This is a genomic window from Vogesella aquatica, from assembly GCF_028548455.1.
Lineage (GTDB): Bacteria > Pseudomonadota > Gammaproteobacteria > Burkholderiales > Chromobacteriaceae > Vogesella > Vogesella aquatica.
The window spans coordinates 19279-36425 of sequence record NZ_JAQQLF010000021.1; the positions used below are offsets into that span (position 1 = coordinate 19279).

Sequence of the window (17147 nt, forward strand, 5' to 3'; positions counted from 1 at the left end):
CGTAAAAGGCAGACAAAACAATAGCGCCTACCGGTAATGAGGGGCGCTATTGTACGGCAGCCCGGGTTGGCCGCAAAGCGGAATCAGATATGGTTGAACAGCGACAGCTGGCCGATCTGGGCGTAGGTTTTCTGGCTGGTCTGCAAAGCCGTCATCGCCATCTGGAACTCGGACGTGGCCTTGGCGAAATCCAGATCCACCAGGTTGCTCATCTGGCTGGCGTACTGTACCGACATGCTCTCGCCGAGTTCCTGCAGCGAGTCGATTTCCTGCTGGCGACCACCCACGCTGGCTTGCCCGGCCAAGAGCGTAGCCAGCCCTTTATCCAGGCCCGCAAGGACCGCCTGCAAATCAGCGCTGTAGGTCGCCGAGCCAGCAGGCCCTTGAGTCAGCGCCGTATCCAGACTGGCCAGTGTGGTCCACAGCCCCGGCGTGAAAATATCATTGCCAACCTCGGTAATCGGCAGCTCGCGACCGGAGGCAATAGGCACCTCCTGGCGTTGCTGATCGCCCTGGTAGGTAGCACCGGCAGCGCCGGTCTGTACAAATGGTGCCACATCCTTGCGCGTCCCGCCAAAGATGTAATTACCCGAGCCATCGGAGGTATTGGCCAGCCCGATCAGCTCTTTCGCCCGCTCACGCATTTCGTTCTGGATGGCTTTCCTGTTTTCATTGCTCAGTCCGCCATTACCGGCCTGAATAGCCAGCGTCTTGATATTGGCAATCGTCGTGGACGCGCTTTGCAAGGCCGTATCCGTAATCGCCAGCTGGCTGGCAGCCATGCCGGCATTTTTGATCTGCTGGCTATTCATGGACTGCGATTGCGCAACCGATACCGCCTGCGTTGCCGCGACAGGGTCATCGGATGGGCGCACAACCCTACGCAGGGTAGAAAGCTGTTCCTGCAAATGATTCAGTTGTGCCTGCTTGGTTTGCAGGCCATAAGTGCCCAACATGTATTGGGAGTTGCTACTTACTCGCATGGTCTATCCCTCCCCGCTTAGCGAAGCTCCAGCAAATTCTTGAACATATCCTGCGCTACCTGGATAACACGGCTTGAGGCCTGGTACGCCTGCTGAAAGCGGATAAGATTGGCCGCCTCTTCGTCCAGGTTCACCCCGGATATTTCCTCACGATTCAGAGATACCTGCTGCTGCGAAGCCTCCTGTGCCGTCAGTGCAATCTGGGCCACGTTGGTGCGGTTACCGACATAACTGACCATCTGGCCATAAAAGGACTGCAGATTGGTAGTAGGTTTGTCGGTAAGCGGCGGCACCAGGTTTGATGATGCGGTAGGCGTTGGCCGCACCAGGGGCTTGGTCTGCAAGCGCGACATTTCCAGCATGTTGGCATTGTCTTGTGCGGCCAATGTACCAAGTGGTTTGGTACCCAGCGTAATGTCTTGCGCAGTGGTAGATACCCCTTCCGGCTTGAACTGGATATTCACCTTGTCATTACCGCTTTGCACGGTGAATTCGTACACGCCTGATTGCGTAGTGGATAGCGTTACCGCACTGATGGTCAAGCCAGGCACCGCGGTAATGGAGAAAGGCACACCCGCCGCAGCCGGGTCGTAATGCAGGTTCAGACTGGGCACGGCCGGCGTTGCCTGAGCCAGTAGCTGGTTAAGTGTAGGGTTCGTATCCAGTGCCGGGGTAGTTGACTGGTGCAGGTTGGCCGTTTGCCAGATCGACGCAATGCTGGGCTTGCCAGCCGCCGGGTCAGCCACGTTCTTGCCTTGCAAGGCAGACGAGGCGGCAATCTTGGATGGGTCGGCAATCACCACAGCAAACTTGTCCAAGGCCTGGCGCATGAAGAAAGCCTGCTTATCCGGGCTGGCGCCAGTCGCTTCTGCTGCAGTACGTTCTGCAGTGAGATCCGCAAAAAACAAAGCCCCCGTGGCTGGCTGGCCAGTAAGGTCATAACCTAAAGCGTGCTGGCGGTTGAAGGCATCGGACAACTCTACAGCCATGCGCCCCAGGTCCGTCTGGATACGGCGCACATCGGTCCCCAGCACACCCATGATGCCTTCCAGCTTGCCGCCACCCATACGCGCGGGGTCGACGGTAATAGTGCCATTAACGTTCGGGATGGCAATACCGACCGAGATCGCATCAGGATCATCGGGGTTGACCCGCTGCAAGACCATTTTGCCGGCCTGGTCACCCAGCACCAGCGCCTGCCCCTGCCCGACAAAGATGCTATAGCTGCCATCATCCTGCACCACCACATCGGTCTTGATCAGACCATTGAGCTTTTGCACCAAAGCATCACGACGATCCAGCAAATCGTTTGGAAGCCTACCGGCTCCTTGTTGCATGGTGGCAATCTGCCGGTTGATACTGGCGATTTCCGAAGCATGGGCATTGATGCTCTCCACACTCGAATTTGCCTGGATGGACAACCCTTGGCGCAGCTCTTCAACACGGCTGCCGATGGCGGAAAAACGGCCAGCCAGCGCCTGCGCTTGGCTCAATACCGATTGACGGGCGGCAGTAGAAGAAGGCTGCGCATTCAGCGTTTGCATGCTGCTGAAAAAACCTTGTATTACCGATGACAGGCCGGCATTGGAATCTGCCATCAGGTTATCAAGATCATGCAAGGATTGCGTTTGCGCATCCAGCGATGCCACTTTGGCATTCACATCCCGCAGTTGCGCTTCGGTAAACTGGTCAAAAATGCGGTTCACACCGGTAAGGTTCGCACCCGTACCCACAAAACCATACCCCTCAAACAACGGGTCGCTTGCCTTCTGCGTGGTTGTCTGACGGCTATAGCCTTGTGTATTCACGTTGCCAATATTATGGCTGGTGGTTTCCAGCGCTGCCTTGGCCGCATTGAGGCCTGTCACAGCGATACCGAAAATGCTCCCGCTCATATCAGTTCTCCTTAATACTGTTTATCGACGCCATTGCCAATTAATGAAGTGTCAAATACTGGCCACGGTACGAATCACAGCCTGCAATTTCTGTGCATAGGCCGGGTCGGTGGCATAACCACCCCGCTGCAATGCTGTAGCAAAACCGGCCACGTTCTGCCCCTGGTTCAAGGCCTGCTGGTAGCGCGGGTTATCAGACAGTAGGCGTGCATAATCGTCGAATGCCGCCTGCAACGAGGGGTAGGAACGGAAAGTCCCCAGCTGCTTTTGCGCCACCCCCCCCTCGTACTCGGTAGTCATGGTGTCGACCACATCACCCTTCCAGCCCGGCGTAGCCTTGATGCCGAACAGGTTGTAGCTATTACGGCCGTCAGGGTGGCGGATAGCACGCTGCCCCCAGCCAGACTCCAGCGCCGCATGGCCTACCAGTACCTCTGGCGCCACCCCCAAGCGCGCAGCGGCCTGACTGGCGTGCGGCAGCATGGTGTCAACAAACGACTGCTTGCTACCCGGCAAAGGATCTGAACTTGTCACCGCAGGCGCCTGGGCGGCCGTGGCGGCGGCCTCATACGCCCCCAATGCCTTCCTGACCACCGGCGCCGCTGGCAACGCAGCTGGCTCGGCGGCAATCTCTGCCGGTACATCCGGCAGAGATTTCAACAGGTAACCCGACAAGGCATCTGCCAGACCAAAGCCACCGGCTTGCACCATGGTTTGTACAATTTGCTGGTCGTACATACCACGGTAGGTATCCATCTCCTGGCTATCTTCTTCATCACTCAAAGAAGAAGCCCGCATGGAGGACATCAGCTGCCCCATCAGCATGGCCTCAAACTGGCCAGCCACTTGCTTGACCGCCTCTTTGGGGTCTTTGCGTGCCAGGTCGCTCATGGCCCGGGTAGCTTCCGGGTCCATTGCCAAACGATTGGCAGTACTGTTGGGGTTGATCATGGCGGCAAGTCCTCTATCGATTCACCATTGCAGCAAATATCAGGCCAGCTTGCCGACACCACAAAAAAAAGGGGCGACACCCGAAGGTATCGCCCACCAAAGCTCCATAAATAACGGAGTGCCTATCAACTTGTGTCAAATAATCTGCAGGTCTGCCTTCAGGGCACCAGACGTTTTCATCGCCTGCAGAATTGAAACCAGATCTTGCGGAGTTGCCCCCACGGAATTCAATGCACTAACCACCTGGGATAGTGATGCACTACCCGGCAAACTCAGCACCTTGCCACCATCAGCCTTGATGGCAATATCAGCCTGGTTGGTAACGGCCGTTTGCCCGCCACTCAGTGCCGGCGGTTGGCTGACATTGCTATTGCCATTTACTGTTACCGACAAATTACCGTGAGCAATGGCACAAGGCTCAAGCTTGACCGCGCGATTCATCACGATAGAACCCGTACGTGCATTCACGATCACAACCGGTGAAACTTCTGCCGGCTCTACGGCAATATTTTCCAGCCTGGCCAAAAACTGTATGCGGGCATTGCTATCTTGCGGCGCACGAACTTCTATCAAACCGCCATCTACCGCCCTGGCCACACCCGGGCCAAATTCTTTGTTTACCGCCTGCACAACACGGTTAGCCGTGGTGAAATCAGATTCCTGCAAGTTCAGCGCGATCACCTCGCCGCTGGCAAAGGCATTGGGCACTTCCCGCTCCACCGTAGCACCCGCAGGAATGCGGCCAACACTCAGGTGATTTACCTGGGCCTTACTACCGCCAGCAGCAGCACCCGCTCCACCCACTACCACATTACCTTGCGCCAAGGCATAAATCTGGCCATCGGCACCTTTGAGCGGGGACATCAGCAGCGTACCACCACGCAAACTCTTGGCATCACCCACCGACGACACGGTGACATCCATCGCCTGCCCACGCCGCGCAAAAGGCGGGATGGTCGCCGTCAAGGTAACTGCAGCCACATTCTTCGGGTCCAGTTTGGTACCCACCGGCACCTGCACACCCAGCTGGTTCAACATGCTGGCCAGCGACTGGCTGGTAAACGGCGACGACCCGGCCTTGTCACCACTGCCATCCAGCCCCACGACCAGACCGTAGCCCAACAAGGGGTTGGAACGCACACCAGCTACATTCACCAGCTCTTTAAGGCGTTGCGCTGCCATCACCTGCGAAGCCAGCAATGACAAACACACCATCAGCCAGATACGTTTCATGATTCGGCCCCGATACTAGAACGGCAGCACAGACAAGAATACCTTTTGCAGCCAGCCGGTATCGTTGTACGCACGGCCACGGCCCTCATTCAGCTGCTCGATACGCGCATCTGCAATACGGGTGGATTCTACCGTATTACCCTGCTTGACATCTCGCGGGTTGACCACACCAGACAACCGGATGAACTCGTGCTCGCTATTGATTTTCATCTGCTTTTCGCCGCTTACCAGCAGATTACCGTTCGAGTACACATCAATGACCGTCACAGTAATCGAGGAATTGAACGAACTACTGTTATTGCTGCTGGTTTTACCCTGCTCACTGGCCGAACCAGAACCACTCAGGCTGGTACCACCCAGTTTTTTCTCCAGCGCACCGGGGAAAAACGGCAATGACAGGTTGGCCGCAATACTGCCATCGATCTTCGAGTTTCGTTGCCCCGCTGAGTCTTCCTTATTGGAAGAGGTCGTACTTTCACGAATCTGCACGGTGAGCAAATCACCCACTCTTACCGGCGTCTGATCTTCAAAAAACGGCTTGTAGTTACTCGCCTGAAAAATGGAGCCGTCTGCAGGCATGGACATTGGTGCAGGCTGCGGCCGCACAGACATCGGCTGATGGGTAATCGGGGCAGACTGCGTACTGCAGCCAGCAAGAGCCAGCAGTGCGAACACCATGCCTGCCATGCCTAGCCATTTAGTCATACCCACCCCCACATTAAAGCTGAGTCAGCTTTTGCAACATCTCATCAGAAGTCTTGATAGCACGCGAGTTCATTTCGTAGGCACGCTGCGCCTGAATCATGCTCACCAGTTCTTCTGCCACATTAACGTTCGACTCTTCCAGAAAACCGGATTTCACTTTACCAAAGCCCAGCAAACCGCCCGTGCCGGTGACTGCCGCACCAGAAGCCGCTGTTTCCAGGTACAAATTCCCGCCAATCGCATCCAGCCCGGCCGGGTTGATAAAATCGGCCAGCTCCAGCTGCCCTGCCTGGGTACGCTCGGTAGCGCCCGGCGCCAGATAAGACACTGCACCATCTTCCGAAACCTGGTAGGCCGTGCCGTCGGGCACCGTAATCTCCGGCTGCACCGGATAGCCTTCCGCCGTTTCCAAACGGCCGGTAGCACCACGCTGAAACTGACCATTGCGTGTGTACGCAGTCTGGCCATCAGGGGTTTGTACCTTGAAAAAACCACGGCCATTGACGGCCAGGTCAAACACATTACCTGTGGTACTCAAGCCGCCCTCGGTATGCACACGAGCAGTCGCCATCGGTGCGGCACCCAAACCTACGGTCAACCCGGTAGGCAAGGTTTCACCCGTTTGAAGACGCGAGCCCGGTGTACGCAGGGTCTGATACATCAAATCTTCAAAAACGGCCGCGCTACGCTTGAAACCTTTGGTTCCCACGTTAGCCAGGTTGTTGGAAATCACATCCAGGCGAAACTGGCTGGATTCCATCCCTGACTTGGCCGTATAAAGCGAACGCATCATAATTAAATACCTACCCGGTGTCGTTTTTTATTTAGCTAACAGACAGTATTTGCGTTGCCTGCTTGCTATTCTGTTCTGCATTTTGCATCAATTTTACACTAAGATCGTAATGCTTTGCATGGCTAATCATCTGAACCAGACTATCCACCGCATTAACATTACTACCTTCCAGATAACCGGCCTTAACCTTAACTGTCGGGTCGGCATCTGCATCCTGACCACTATTCAGACGAAACAAACCATCTTCGCCCTTATATACTTCGTTTGCTACCGGATTAACCAGCTTCAGCTTGCCGATTTCTTGCGGCTGCCCGCCATTTGCCGGTATGGCAAACAAGGTGCCGTCTTGCCGCAGATCCGGCAAAGCGCCTTGCGGCATGACTAGCTGACCACCATCACCAGCAATAGCCATGCCAGTTCTGGTTCGCAAAACACCACCAGAATCCAGCAAAAAACCGCCATCCCGGGTATAAGCCTCACCACCATTTGGCGCCTCGACGGCAAAAAAACCCGGACCGGCAATGGCAAAATCGAAATTATTGCCGGTCAGCTGCATCGCCCCCTGGGACAAATCATGCCCCACCGTATTGTCCACCTGGTATATACGCGTAGGCGCACCATCACCTACAACAGGCAAAGCACGAAAAGCATTCAATTCAGCTTTGAAGCCGGTAGTGTGGATATTGGCCAGATTATTTGCCGTGGTCGCCTGTTGCAGCTCCACGTGCTTGGCACTCGTCATGGCCAGGTAAATCATCTTGTCCATATCACACTACCTATTCAGATTAATTAGCGCAGGTTCAACAGCGTTTGCAGGATGGCATCCTGCGTTTTGATGGTCTGCGCGTTGGCCTGGTAAAAACGCTGCGCCACAATCATATTGATCAGCTCGGCCGTGGTATCTGCATTGGACTCCTCAATGGCAGACGATTGCAGCTTGCCAAAACTCCCCTCGCCCGGGAAACCCGGCTTGGCATCACCCGATGCCGCGGTAGAAGACCAGTTATTTTCGCCACTAGGCTGCAGCCCCTGGGCATTATCGAAGGTATACAGACGAACACGACCCACACTTTGCGCCTGGCCATTGGAGTACTTGGCAATGATATTGCCATCATCCGCAGTTTCCACGCCCACCAGTTCACCCTTGGCATTACCATCCACCTTGGCCTTGGCCACAGTGAAACTGCCCGAATACTGGGTAGTGCCGGCAAGATTCACCACAATACCGGCATCACCCAGCTGGTTCGGCTGACCCGGCACGGGCAAGTTGGCCGCAGCCGGACCACCAGGCACAGTAAAAGAGAATGGCGCAGTCAACTTGCCGTCCGCAGTAAATGACACCGAGCCGACGTTCTGCACTGCATTGTTATTGAGCTTATAGGAAACGTTCCAGCTGTTGTTTACCGCTGGAGGCGTCCCTGCCACAGCCTGACGCTGGAAGTACAGGGACACCGTATGCGCACTACCTACCTTGTCGTAAACACGCATACTGGTAGTGAAGTTGTAAGTGGTCGGGTCGCTAGGTGTAATTGCCGGCGCCGGCGCCTTCAGCGCAGTAGGTGAGGCGGTGTAGTCGATCAGCGGCGACTTCTGGTCAGCATCCAGATTGAACTGCCAATCCAGCTCGGAAGACGGCGTACCAGGCAGGCCGGCGCGGTCGATCTTGATGGGCGCATCATCACCGCCACCCACAGGCTCCCCCACCAGAAAGTTGCCGTTATTAACGAAATAACCATCCTTATCCAGCTTGAACTGGCCATTACGGGTAAAGAAAGTCGATGTGGCAGTGGGATCGCTCCACAGCTTGAAAAAGCCAGAGCCCGAGATAGCCATATCCAGCGGGTTTTTCGTGGCAGTGATGTTACCCTGCTGAAACTGCTGTGCTACCTTGATGGTTTGCGAGCCGATACCGGACTCGGTATCGCTCACACCATACAGGCTGGTAGCGTACAGATCGGAAAATTCGGCGCGGGACGATTTGAAACCCACGGTACTGGCGTTGGAAACGTTGTTACCGATCACATCCAGTTGCTTGGCTGCGGCATTGAGACCACTCAAACCTTGCTGAAAACTCATGATTCTCTCCTAAACTCTCACACCGCAAATCAAAGGATCTGACTGATCTTGCTTACCGGCAGACGCTCACCGGTAGACACCACAAACATCGGTACGCCTTTTTCCCAGGCAACACTGGTCACTTTGGTTGGCGCCATCATGGTGGCATCCACTGCCGTACCATCCGCCGTCGCCTCAACCTTGAAGCGATAATCACCATTGGCTTGGGTGACACCATCCGCCCCCTTGCCATCCCAGCTGAACACAAACTGACCCTGCTTTTGCGGCCCCATCTCAAAGCTATCCACTACAGCACCACTGCTATTAGTGACCGTCACCACCACCTGGCTGGCTGGTTTGGCAAATTCGATGGTACCCACCGCCTTGCCATCAGTAAGCGTCAACTTGTCATTCGGACTGAGCACCTGGCGGCCTATCAGCATGGTGGCCAACAACGACTGGCTAGCCGCCTGGCTCTCGGTCATGCTCTTTACCGCTGCGTTCACACTTTCCAGGCCGCTTACCGTACTGATCTGCGCCATCTGGCTGGTCATCTGGCTGTTATCCATCGGATTCATCGGGTCTTGCGCCCGCAGCTGCGTGGTCAGCAGCGTCAGAAAGCGGTTCTGGATTTCAGCCGAAGAGTTGCCGGTAGACGTGTTACTCGTGGCGGCGGTAGGGTTCAGCGAGCTGTAATCGAAGTTGGTCGATGCAATACTGGTAGCCATGATCTAGTTCCTTGCCTTACTGGCCCAGCTGCAGGGTTTTCTGCAGCATGGTTTTGGCAGCATTCACAATTTCCACATTGGTCTGGTAGGAGCGCGACGCAGAAATCATGTCGGCCATTTCCTCCACCGGATTCACGTTCGGCATGCGCACGTAGCCTTTGTCGTCCGCCAGCGGGTGGCCTGGCTGATACTTCATGCGAAGCGGCGAGGTGTCCTCTGCCACGGCAGTCACACGCACACCGGCTACTTGCAGGGCATTGGCGCTTACCGGCACTGCTGTAAACACGGCATGGCGCGCACGGTAAGGTTCGCCGGTAGACGATGCCGTGCTTTCAGCGTTGGCGATATTGCTGGCTACCAGGTTCAGGCGCATGGACTGCGCGGTCAGTGCCGAGCCGGCAATATTGAACACATTAGACAGTGACATGATTACTGGCCTCCTTTGATGGCTTCCATCAGACCACTGATGCGCTTGTTCAGAAAGGTCAGAGTGGACTGGTATTTCATGGCGTTGTCGGTAAAGGCCGAGCGCTCCACATCCATATCCACGGTGTTACCGTCCAGGCTGCGCTGCACTGCACTGCGGTGCTGCAGGCCACCTTCTACCGCACGGCTACCCATGGCAGCCATGTGGCGGTTATCGGTTTGTGCCAGCGCGACACCGCTAGCCTGCTGCGCAGCGGTCTGGCTCTTCAGCGCCTTGCCAAAATCAAAATCCACCGCCTTGTAGCCAGGGGTATCGGCGTTCGCGATATTGCTGGCAATGACCTCGGCCCGCGCGGCGCGCAGATCCAGCGAACGCTGGAAGAAGTCTAGGTGGGAGGAGATTTTGTTCAGCATGGCTATTTTTCCTTGAGTCAGCCTGTTTCAGCACAAAGCGTGCCAGCTTTTTTTAGCCAAAAGCCTCAAGAAAACCTGCTTACTGCCGATTGGTAGCCCCTCCCCGCCAGCCAAGCGGCAAACCGTGCGGCAATTATTGCCGCACCATGCAAAACGCCGCCCGCAGGCGGCGCTTCTACTGGCACAGCAGGCCACTCAATCGTCTTCGCGAATCTCGAAGTCATGGGTAATATCTGCGGTTTTGCCCAGCATGATGGAAGCCGAGCAGTACTTTTCGGCAGACAGGCTGATGGCGCGCGCCACCACATCCGCCTTCAGGCTGCGGCCAACTACCACAAAGTGGAAGTGAATCCTGGTAAACACTTTCGGGTCGGTATCGGCACGCTCGGCGTCCATTTCCACCCAGCAGTCACGCACGTCCTGGCGCGACTTCTTCAGGATGGACAATACGTCGTAGCTGGTACAGCCAGCCGTGCCCAGCAACAGCAGCTCCATCGGGCGCGGGCCCAGGTTGCGGCCGCCACCTTCAGGCGCGCCGTCCATCACCACGGCGTGGCCGCTGCCGGTTTCACCCATGAAACACACGCCATCCACCCACTTCAGTCTTGCCTTCATGCTTGCTCTCCGATTGAAACAGGGCATCAGCCTAACATCGCCGATTTGGGCGGACAAAGAATCACCGGTAAAATGAAAAGATTATTTAGTTTTGAAGCGCACACACATGCTTGTTCTTGGTATCGAATCGTCCTGTGACGAAACCGGCGTCGCCCTGTACGACACCGAACGCGGCCTGATTGCCGACCAGCTGCACTCCCAGATGGCCATGCACGCCGAATACGGCGGTGTCGTGCCCGAGCTGGCCAGCCGCGACCATATCCGCCGCGTACGCCCGCTCACCGACGCCTGCCTGGCCGAAGCCGGGGTGAGCTTGCAGGACATCGACGCCATTGCCTACACCCAGGGCCCCGGGTTGGGGGGTGCGCTACTGGTGGGTGCCAGCTATGCCAACGCGCTGGCCTACGGCCTGGGCAAGCCGGTAATTGCCGTGCACCACCTGGAAGGCCACCTGCTATCGCCGCTACTGGCCGAACAGCGCCCGGACTTCCCCTTCCTGGCCTTGCTGGTTTCCGGCGGCCACACGCAGATCATGGCGGTACGCGGCGTGGGCCAGTACGAAATCCTGGGCGAAACGCTGGACGACGCCGCCGGCGAAGCCTTCGACAAAACCGCCAAGCTGCTGGGCCTGCCCTACCCTGGCGGCCCGCTGCTATCGCGCCTGGCCGAAGAAGGTGACCCCACCCGCTTCGAGCTGCCGCGCCCCATGCTGCATTCGGCCAACCTGGACATGAGCTTTTCCGGCCTGAAAACCGCGGTGCTGATGCTGAGCAAACAGGTAGAGGCCGAGCATGGCAGCATTGACGAGCAGGCACGCAAAGACATCTGCCGCGCTTTCCAGGAAGCCATCGTCGAGGTGCTGGTGAGCAAGTGCATCAAGGCGCTGAAGCAAACCGGCATGCAGCGCATCGTGGTCGCAGGTGGCGTAGGCGCCAACAAGCAGCTGCGCGCCGCGCTGGACGACGCCACGCGCCGCCGCCAATACCAGGTGTTCTATCCACCGCTCAAACTGTGTACCGACAACGGTGCCATGATCGCCTTTGCCGGCGCCATGCGCCTGAAATACGCCACGCCAGCCGGCGGCTTTACAGTCAAACCACGCTGGGAGCTTTCCAGCCTGCCTGCCGCGTAAACCCTCATGCCACCGCACGCGCCTGCCAGCCCAGCGCCGGCAGCGCGTGCGGCCAACCTTAAGCCAACATGATCCAGCTAAAAAACCTTACCCTGCGCCGCGGCCTGAAAGAACTGCTGCTTGCGGCCAACCTCACCATCAACCCCGGCAACAAGGCCGGCATCGTGGGTGCCAACGGCGCCGGCAAGTCCAGCCTGTTCGCCCTGCTCAAAGGCGAACTGCACGCCGACAGCGGCGACGCCATCGTGCCGCCGCACTGGACACTATCCCACGTAGCGCAGGAAACCCCGGCGCTGGCACAATCGGCACTGGACTACGTGCTGGACGGCGACGCCGAGCTGCGCGGCCTGCAACACAAACTGGCCGCAGCCGAGGCCAGCGGCGACGGCCACGCCATCGGCAGCCTGCACGGCGAGCTGGACCGCATCGGCGGCTATGCTGCGCCGTCACGCGCCGCCAAGCTGCTGAACGGCCTGGGCTTTGCGCCGGACAGCCACCAGCGCCCGGTATCCACCTTCTCTGGCGGCTGGCGCATGCGCCTGAACCTGGCGCAGGCGCTGATGTGCCGCTCCGACTTGCTGCTGCTGGACGAACCCACCAACCACCTGGACCTGGAAACGGTACTGTGGCTGGAAGACTGGCTGAAAGCCTACGAAGGCACGCTACTGGTAATCTCGCACGACCGCGACTTCCTCGACAGCATCACCAGCCACATCGTGGATGTATCCAGCCAAAGCCTCACCCTCTACACCGGCAACTACAGCCAGTTCGAGGTAATGCGCGCCGAAAAACTGTCGCGCCAGCAAGGTGACTACGAGAAGCAACAGCGCCAGATCGCGCATCTGGAATCGTTCATCACCCGCTTCAAGGCCAAGGCCAGCAAGGCGCGCCAGGCGCAAAGCCGCGTCAAGGCACTGGAAAAGCTGGAACGCATCGCGCCAGCGCACGTGGCCTCGCCGTTCGACTTCCATTTCGACACGCCGGACAACCTGCCCAACCCGCTGCTGCGGCTGGATGCGGCCAACGTGGGCTATGGCAGCACCACCATCCTGCACCGCCTGGCGGTGTCGGTAGAAGCCGGCAGCCGTATCGGCCTGCTGGGCGTGAACGGCGCCGGCAAATCCACGCTGGTGAAGCTGCTGGCCGGCGAGCTGCCGCCACAAAGCGGCGAGCTGATCTGCGCACAAACGCTGAAGATCGGCTACTTTGCCCAGCACCAGCTGGATACGCTGCGCCCGGACGAATCCCCGCTGCGCCACATGCAGCGCCTCGCCCCCGAAGTGCGCGAGCAGGAGCTGCGCACCTTCCTCGGTGGCTTCAACTTCCGTGGCGATATGGTTAGCGACCCGGTGGGCCCGATGTCCGGTGGCGAAAAATCGCGGCTGGCGCTGGCGATGATCGTGTGGCAAAAGCCTAACCTGCTGCTGCTGGATGAACCGACCAACCACCTGGACCTGGAAATGCGCCACGCGCTGACGCTGGCGCTGCAGGACTTTGGCGGCGCGCTGGTGGTGGTGTCGCACGACCGCTCGCTGCTGGAATCCACCACCGACGTGTTCTGGCTGGTGGCCGACGGCACCGTGCAACCGTTTGACGGCGACCTGGAAGACTATCGCCAGTGGCGTCTGGCGCAGCTGGCCGAGGCCAACCGCCCGTCCAGCGGCGATGCACAAGCCGTGAACCGCAAGGACCAGAAGCGCCAAGAGGCCGAAGCGCGGCAGAAGTTGGCCGCCGCCAAGAAACCGCTGCTGGCCAAGCTGAGCAAGCTGGAAAAATCACTGGAAACACTGGGCAAGGAAAAAGCCGAGCTGGACGCATTCCTGTCCAGTGAAGACGCCTACAGCGACGCCAACAAAGCCAAGCTGGCCGACAGCATCCGCCGCCAGGGCGAGGTGGCCAGCCAGCTGGAAAGCGTGGAAGAAGACTGGATGCTGCTACAGGAAGAGATCGAAGCGATCGAGCGCGAGCACGCCAGCAGCTAAACCCCCACCGCCGGCGCAAACAAAAAGCCCTTGCCGTGATGGCAAGGGCTTTTTTACGCACATCGCTGCTACAGCACGCATGCGGCCAACCTGGCACCGGCTGCGTCAGGCAAACCAGCGCGCCAGCGCCTGCGCCACCGCTGCTTCGGCATGGTGGCCGATGACCGGCGCCTGCGGCACCCGCTGCCGCAACGCGGCACTGGCGTTGGCCATCACGTGCGGGTAGCCCACCAGCGCCAGCATCTCGGCATCGTTCAGCGCGTCGCCAAAGGCGGCACAATCTGCCGGGTCGATATCCAGTTGCTGCAGTACATTCAGCAAAGCACTGCCCTTGCTCACACCGGGTGCCATGACCTCCAGGTAGCAGTCTTGCGAATAGGTCAGCGCCAGCTGGCCTTCAAAGCGGTACAGGATGTCGGCCTCGATGCGCGCCAGCAGCGCCGGCTCGCCGCAGTAAACAATCTTGGCCACGTCGCGGCCGTGGTAGTCGGCCAGGCTGTCCAGCTGCTCGGCCGCCTGCGCGTACCAGTCCAGGCCGCCGCCGTGATAGCGGCAGGCCAGACGACGATCGTCCAGATACAAGGCCATCTCGGCCCCCATAGCCAACTCCGGCTGCACCAGTTTTTGCACCAGCGCCGGCGCCAGGTTGGCCGCAGCAAACAGGCTGCCATCCGGCGCGTGCACCCGTGCGCCGTTAGCGCTCAGCACCCAGGCCGGCACGCCCAGCTGTTGCAGCAAAGCCTGCACAAACGGGTAATGGCGGCCGGTGGCCGCCATAATCTGGCAGCCAGCGGCGGCGGCACGGCGCAGAGCGTCCATATTAGCTGGCAGCGGTTGCGAATCCGCCCCCAGGAAAGTGCCATCCAGATCGGTAATCACGGCGCGTAGCATCACAGGCTCCCATCGAAGAATCTGGCATCATTGTGCACAATCATGCAGAAACAGGCAAGCAAAGCCACGCCAAACCCCGCAATATTTGGCAAAACATTGACCACAACCTGCCGAATGTTGCACGATATCGCTTTGCCACACCCCATCGGCCCAATATGACCCAGCCCGCCCCGCCTGGCCTGCCCAGCGACCGCCAGACTTATATCCGCCAGCGCCTGCAACAGGATGGCCGCGTGGTCGCCGCCGAACTGGCGCAAACACTGGGCGTGTCGGAAGACTCCATCCGCCGCGACCTGCGCGAGCTGGCCAGCAGCGGCATCTGCCAGCGTGTGTACGGCGGCGCCATCGCCATGACGCCGAATACCGGCAACTTCAGCCAGCGTAGCCACGAGAACATCGCGCGCAAGGCCAGGCTGGCCGCCGCCGCGGTGCAGTTACTACGCGCCGGTCAATTCGTGTTTCTGGATTCCGGCACCACCAACCTGGAAATTGCCCGCGCCATCCCCGACGGCCTGCCGCTGACCATTGCCACCAACGCCATCCCGATTGCCGCCGCGCTGCTGGGGCGCAGTGCGCTGGAGGTACTGGTGGTGGGCGGCCGCATGGACCACCGCATCGGCGGCACCATGGGCAGCAGCGCCATGCTGGAAATCCAGACGCTGCGGCCGGACATCTGCTTTCTGGGCACCTGCTCACTGGATATCGAACTGGGTGTGGGCACCACACTATCGGAAGAGGCCGCGCTGAAACGCGAGCTGGTGCGACACAGCAGCCAGGTGGTGCTGTGCGTCACCAATGAAAAGCTGGATACCGCCAGCCCGTTTTCGGTGGCCGCCATGGCCGACATCGGCCAACTGGTACTGGAAGCGGACGCCGAACCGCACAAGCTGCAGCGGCTGCGCGATTGCGGCGTACCGGTGCTGCTGGCCAGAGCCTGAGCCGGCAGCGGCAGGCATGAAAAAACGGCGCCGGGTAAGCGGGCGCCGTTTTTGCCGAGTGGCCAGTGCGCTTACACGCGCTCGCCCCACAGGTCGTGCTCGCTGGCATCGACAATCTCTACCTGCACGAAATCGCCCACGCTCAGACCATCCGCATCCTCGATGAACACCAGGCCGTCGATCTCTGGTGCATCAGCGTAGCTGCGGCAGATAGCAGTGCCCTCTTCGTCAATCTCGTCCACCAGCACGGTCAGCGTGCGGCCAACCCGTGCCGCCAGACGGGCGGCAGAAATTTCCGCCTGTACCGCCATAAAGCGTTCCTTGCGGGCTTCCTTCACCTCTTCCGGTACCGGGTCGGCCAGCTCGTTGGCCGCAGCGCCTGCTACCGGCGAGTAGGTGAAACAGCCGACGCGATCCAGCTGCGCCTCTTCGATAAAAGCCAGCAGCTCTTCGAAGTCTTCTTCGGTTTCGCCGGGGAAGCCTACGATGAAGGTAGAGCGAATCACCAGATCCGGGCAGATTTCGCGCCATTTTTTGATGCGACCCAGCACGTTTTCGCTGTTGGCCGGGCGCTTCATCAGCTTCAGGATCTTCTGGCTGGCGTGCTGGAACGGGATATCCAGGTACGGCAGGATCTTGCCTTCGGCCATCAGCGGAATGATGTCGTCCACGCTCGGGTACGGGTACACATAGTGCAGGCGCACCCAGATACCGTGCTTGCCCAGCTCTTCGCACAGTTCCAGCAGACGGGTCTTGATCGGGCGGCCGTTGTAGAAGCCCAGCTTGTACTTCTGGTCCACACCGTAGGCCGATGTATCTTGCGAAATGATCAGCAGCTCTTTCACACCGGCCTTGGCCAGGTTGGCCGCTTCGGACAACACGCTGTCGATGGCACGGCTATCCAGGTCGCCACGCATGGACGGGATGATGCAGAAAGTGCAGCGGTGGTTACAGCCTTCCGAAATCTTCACGTAGGCGTAGTGCTTGGGCGTGAGGCGTACGCCGATATCCGGCACCAGGTCCACGAACGGGTCGTGCGGCTTGGGCAGGTGGGTGTGTACGTGGGTCATCACCTCGTCGGTGGCGTGCGGGCCGGTAATGGCCAGCACCGACGGGTGCGCTTCCTTTACCACGTCGCCTTTGGCACCCAGACAGCCGGTAACGATTACCTTGCCGTTTTCGTTGAGCGCCTCACCGATGGCATCCAGCGATTCCTGCACCGCTGCATCAATAAAACCACAGGTATTGACAACCACCAGGTCAGCACCATTGTACGTACCGGAAATTTCATAACCCTCGGCGCGCAAGCGCGTCAGGATCTGCTCGGAATCGGAAGCTGCTTTTGGACAGCCCAGGCTCACGAAGCCTACTTTTGGAGCAATGTGCGACATGTAAACGTCAACCCT

At 58.8% G+C, this 17147-nt stretch carries 17 protein-coding genes; 3 read left to right on the forward strand and 14 right to left on the reverse strand.

What is annotated here, in order from left to right; genetic code table 11:
• Positions 1-83: 83 nt before the first annotated feature.
• The 12 genes from flgL to PQU95_RS14955 form a co-directional block, all read right to left on the reverse strand.
• Positions 84-983, reverse strand: a complete 900-nt coding sequence (gene flgL / locus PQU95_RS14900; protein ID WP_272752737.1) for a flagellar hook-associated protein FlgL — start codon at positions 981-983, stop codon at positions 84-86.
• A gap of 17 nt (positions 984-1000) precedes the next feature.
• Positions 1001-2878: a flagellar hook-associated protein FlgK gene (gene flgK / locus PQU95_RS14905; protein ID WP_272752738.1), complete on the reverse strand. Its 1878-nt coding sequence runs from the start codon at positions 2876-2878 to the stop codon at positions 1001-1003.
• A gap of 51 nt (positions 2879-2929) precedes the next feature.
• On the reverse strand, positions 2930-3829 hold the full coding sequence (gene flgJ, locus PQU95_RS14910; protein ID WP_272752739.1) for a flagellar assembly peptidoglycan hydrolase FlgJ: 900 nt from the start codon (positions 3827-3829) through the stop codon (positions 2930-2932).
• Positions 3830-3964: 135 nt separating this feature from the next.
• The gene (locus PQU95_RS14915) at positions 3965-5062 is read right to left on the reverse strand and encodes a flagellar basal body P-ring protein FlgI (RefSeq protein WP_272752740.1); all 1098 of its coding nucleotides are present in this window, start codon (positions 5060-5062) and stop codon (positions 3965-3967) included.
• Positions 5063-5077: 15 nt separating this feature from the next.
• Positions 5078-5740, reverse strand: a complete 663-nt coding sequence (locus tag PQU95_RS14920) for a flagellar basal body L-ring protein FlgH (protein ID WP_272752741.1) — start codon at positions 5738-5740, stop codon at positions 5078-5080.
• 40 nt (positions 5741-5780) lie between these two features.
• Complete coding sequence (gene flgG, locus PQU95_RS14925; protein WP_272752742.1) at positions 5781-6560, reverse strand: flagellar basal-body rod protein FlgG; 780 nt, start codon at positions 6558-6560, stop codon at positions 5781-5783.
• Positions 6561-6591: 31 nt separating this feature from the next.
• Complete coding sequence (locus PQU95_RS14930; RefSeq protein WP_272752743.1) at positions 6592-7326, reverse strand: flagellar basal body rod protein FlgF; 735 nt, start codon at positions 7324-7326, stop codon at positions 6592-6594.
• Between the two features lie 23 nt (positions 7327-7349).
• On the reverse strand, positions 7350-8636 hold the full coding sequence (gene flgE / locus PQU95_RS14935) for a flagellar hook protein FlgE (protein ID WP_272752744.1): 1287 nt from the start codon (positions 8634-8636) through the stop codon (positions 7350-7352).
• Between the two features lie 29 nt (positions 8637-8665).
• A complete protein-coding gene (locus PQU95_RS14940; protein WP_272752745.1) occupies positions 8666-9343 on the reverse strand; it encodes a flagellar hook assembly protein FlgD in 678 nt (225 codons plus the stop codon).
• A 16-nt stretch (positions 9344-9359) separates the two neighbouring features.
• Positions 9360-9770: a flagellar basal body rod protein FlgC gene (flgC, locus tag PQU95_RS14945; RefSeq protein WP_272752746.1), complete on the reverse strand. Its 411-nt coding sequence runs from the start codon at positions 9768-9770 to the stop codon at positions 9360-9362.
• Between the two features lie 2 nt (positions 9771-9772).
• Positions 9773-10183, reverse strand: coding sequence for a flagellar basal body rod protein FlgB (gene flgB / locus PQU95_RS14950; protein ID WP_272752747.1), 411 nt, complete (start codon positions 10181-10183; stop codon positions 9773-9775).
• A 195-nt stretch (positions 10184-10378) separates the two neighbouring features.
• The gene (locus tag PQU95_RS14955; RefSeq protein WP_026108025.1) at positions 10379-10798 is read right to left on the reverse strand and encodes an OsmC family protein; all 420 of its coding nucleotides are present in this window, start codon (positions 10796-10798) and stop codon (positions 10379-10381) included.
• Between the two features lie 106 nt (positions 10799-10904).
• Between PQU95_RS14955 and tsaD the strand changes: the two genes are divergently transcribed.
• Positions 10905-11930: a tRNA (adenosine(37)-N6)-threonylcarbamoyltransferase complex transferase subunit TsaD gene (tsaD, locus tag PQU95_RS14960; protein WP_272752748.1), complete on the forward strand. Its 1026-nt coding sequence runs from the start codon at positions 10905-10907 to the stop codon at positions 11928-11930.
• Between the two features lie 68 nt (positions 11931-11998).
• The gene (locus PQU95_RS14965) at positions 11999-13912 is read left to right on the forward strand and encodes an ATP-binding cassette domain-containing protein (RefSeq protein ID WP_272752750.1); all 1914 of its coding nucleotides are present in this window, start codon (positions 11999-12001) and stop codon (positions 13910-13912) included.
• A 105-nt stretch (positions 13913-14017) separates the two neighbouring features.
• On the opposite strand, the gene PQU95_RS14970 is transcribed toward PQU95_RS14965, so the two are convergent.
• Positions 14018-14803, reverse strand: coding sequence for a Cof-type HAD-IIB family hydrolase (locus PQU95_RS14970; RefSeq protein WP_272752751.1), 786 nt, complete (start codon positions 14801-14803; stop codon positions 14018-14020).
• A 155-nt stretch (positions 14804-14958) separates the two neighbouring features.
• Here PQU95_RS14970 and PQU95_RS14975 point away from each other — a divergent pair, with 155 nt between their 5' ends.
• Positions 14959-15741, forward strand: a complete 783-nt coding sequence (locus PQU95_RS14975; RefSeq protein WP_272752753.1) for a DeoR/GlpR family DNA-binding transcription regulator — start codon at positions 14959-14961, stop codon at positions 15739-15741.
• A 71-nt stretch (positions 15742-15812) separates the two neighbouring features.
• On the opposite strand, the gene rimO is transcribed toward PQU95_RS14975, so the two are convergent.
• Complete coding sequence (gene rimO, locus PQU95_RS14980; protein ID WP_272752754.1) at positions 15813-17132, reverse strand: 30S ribosomal protein S12 methylthiotransferase RimO; 1320 nt, start codon at positions 17130-17132, stop codon at positions 15813-15815.
• Between the last annotated feature and the right edge of the window lie 15 nt (positions 17133-17147).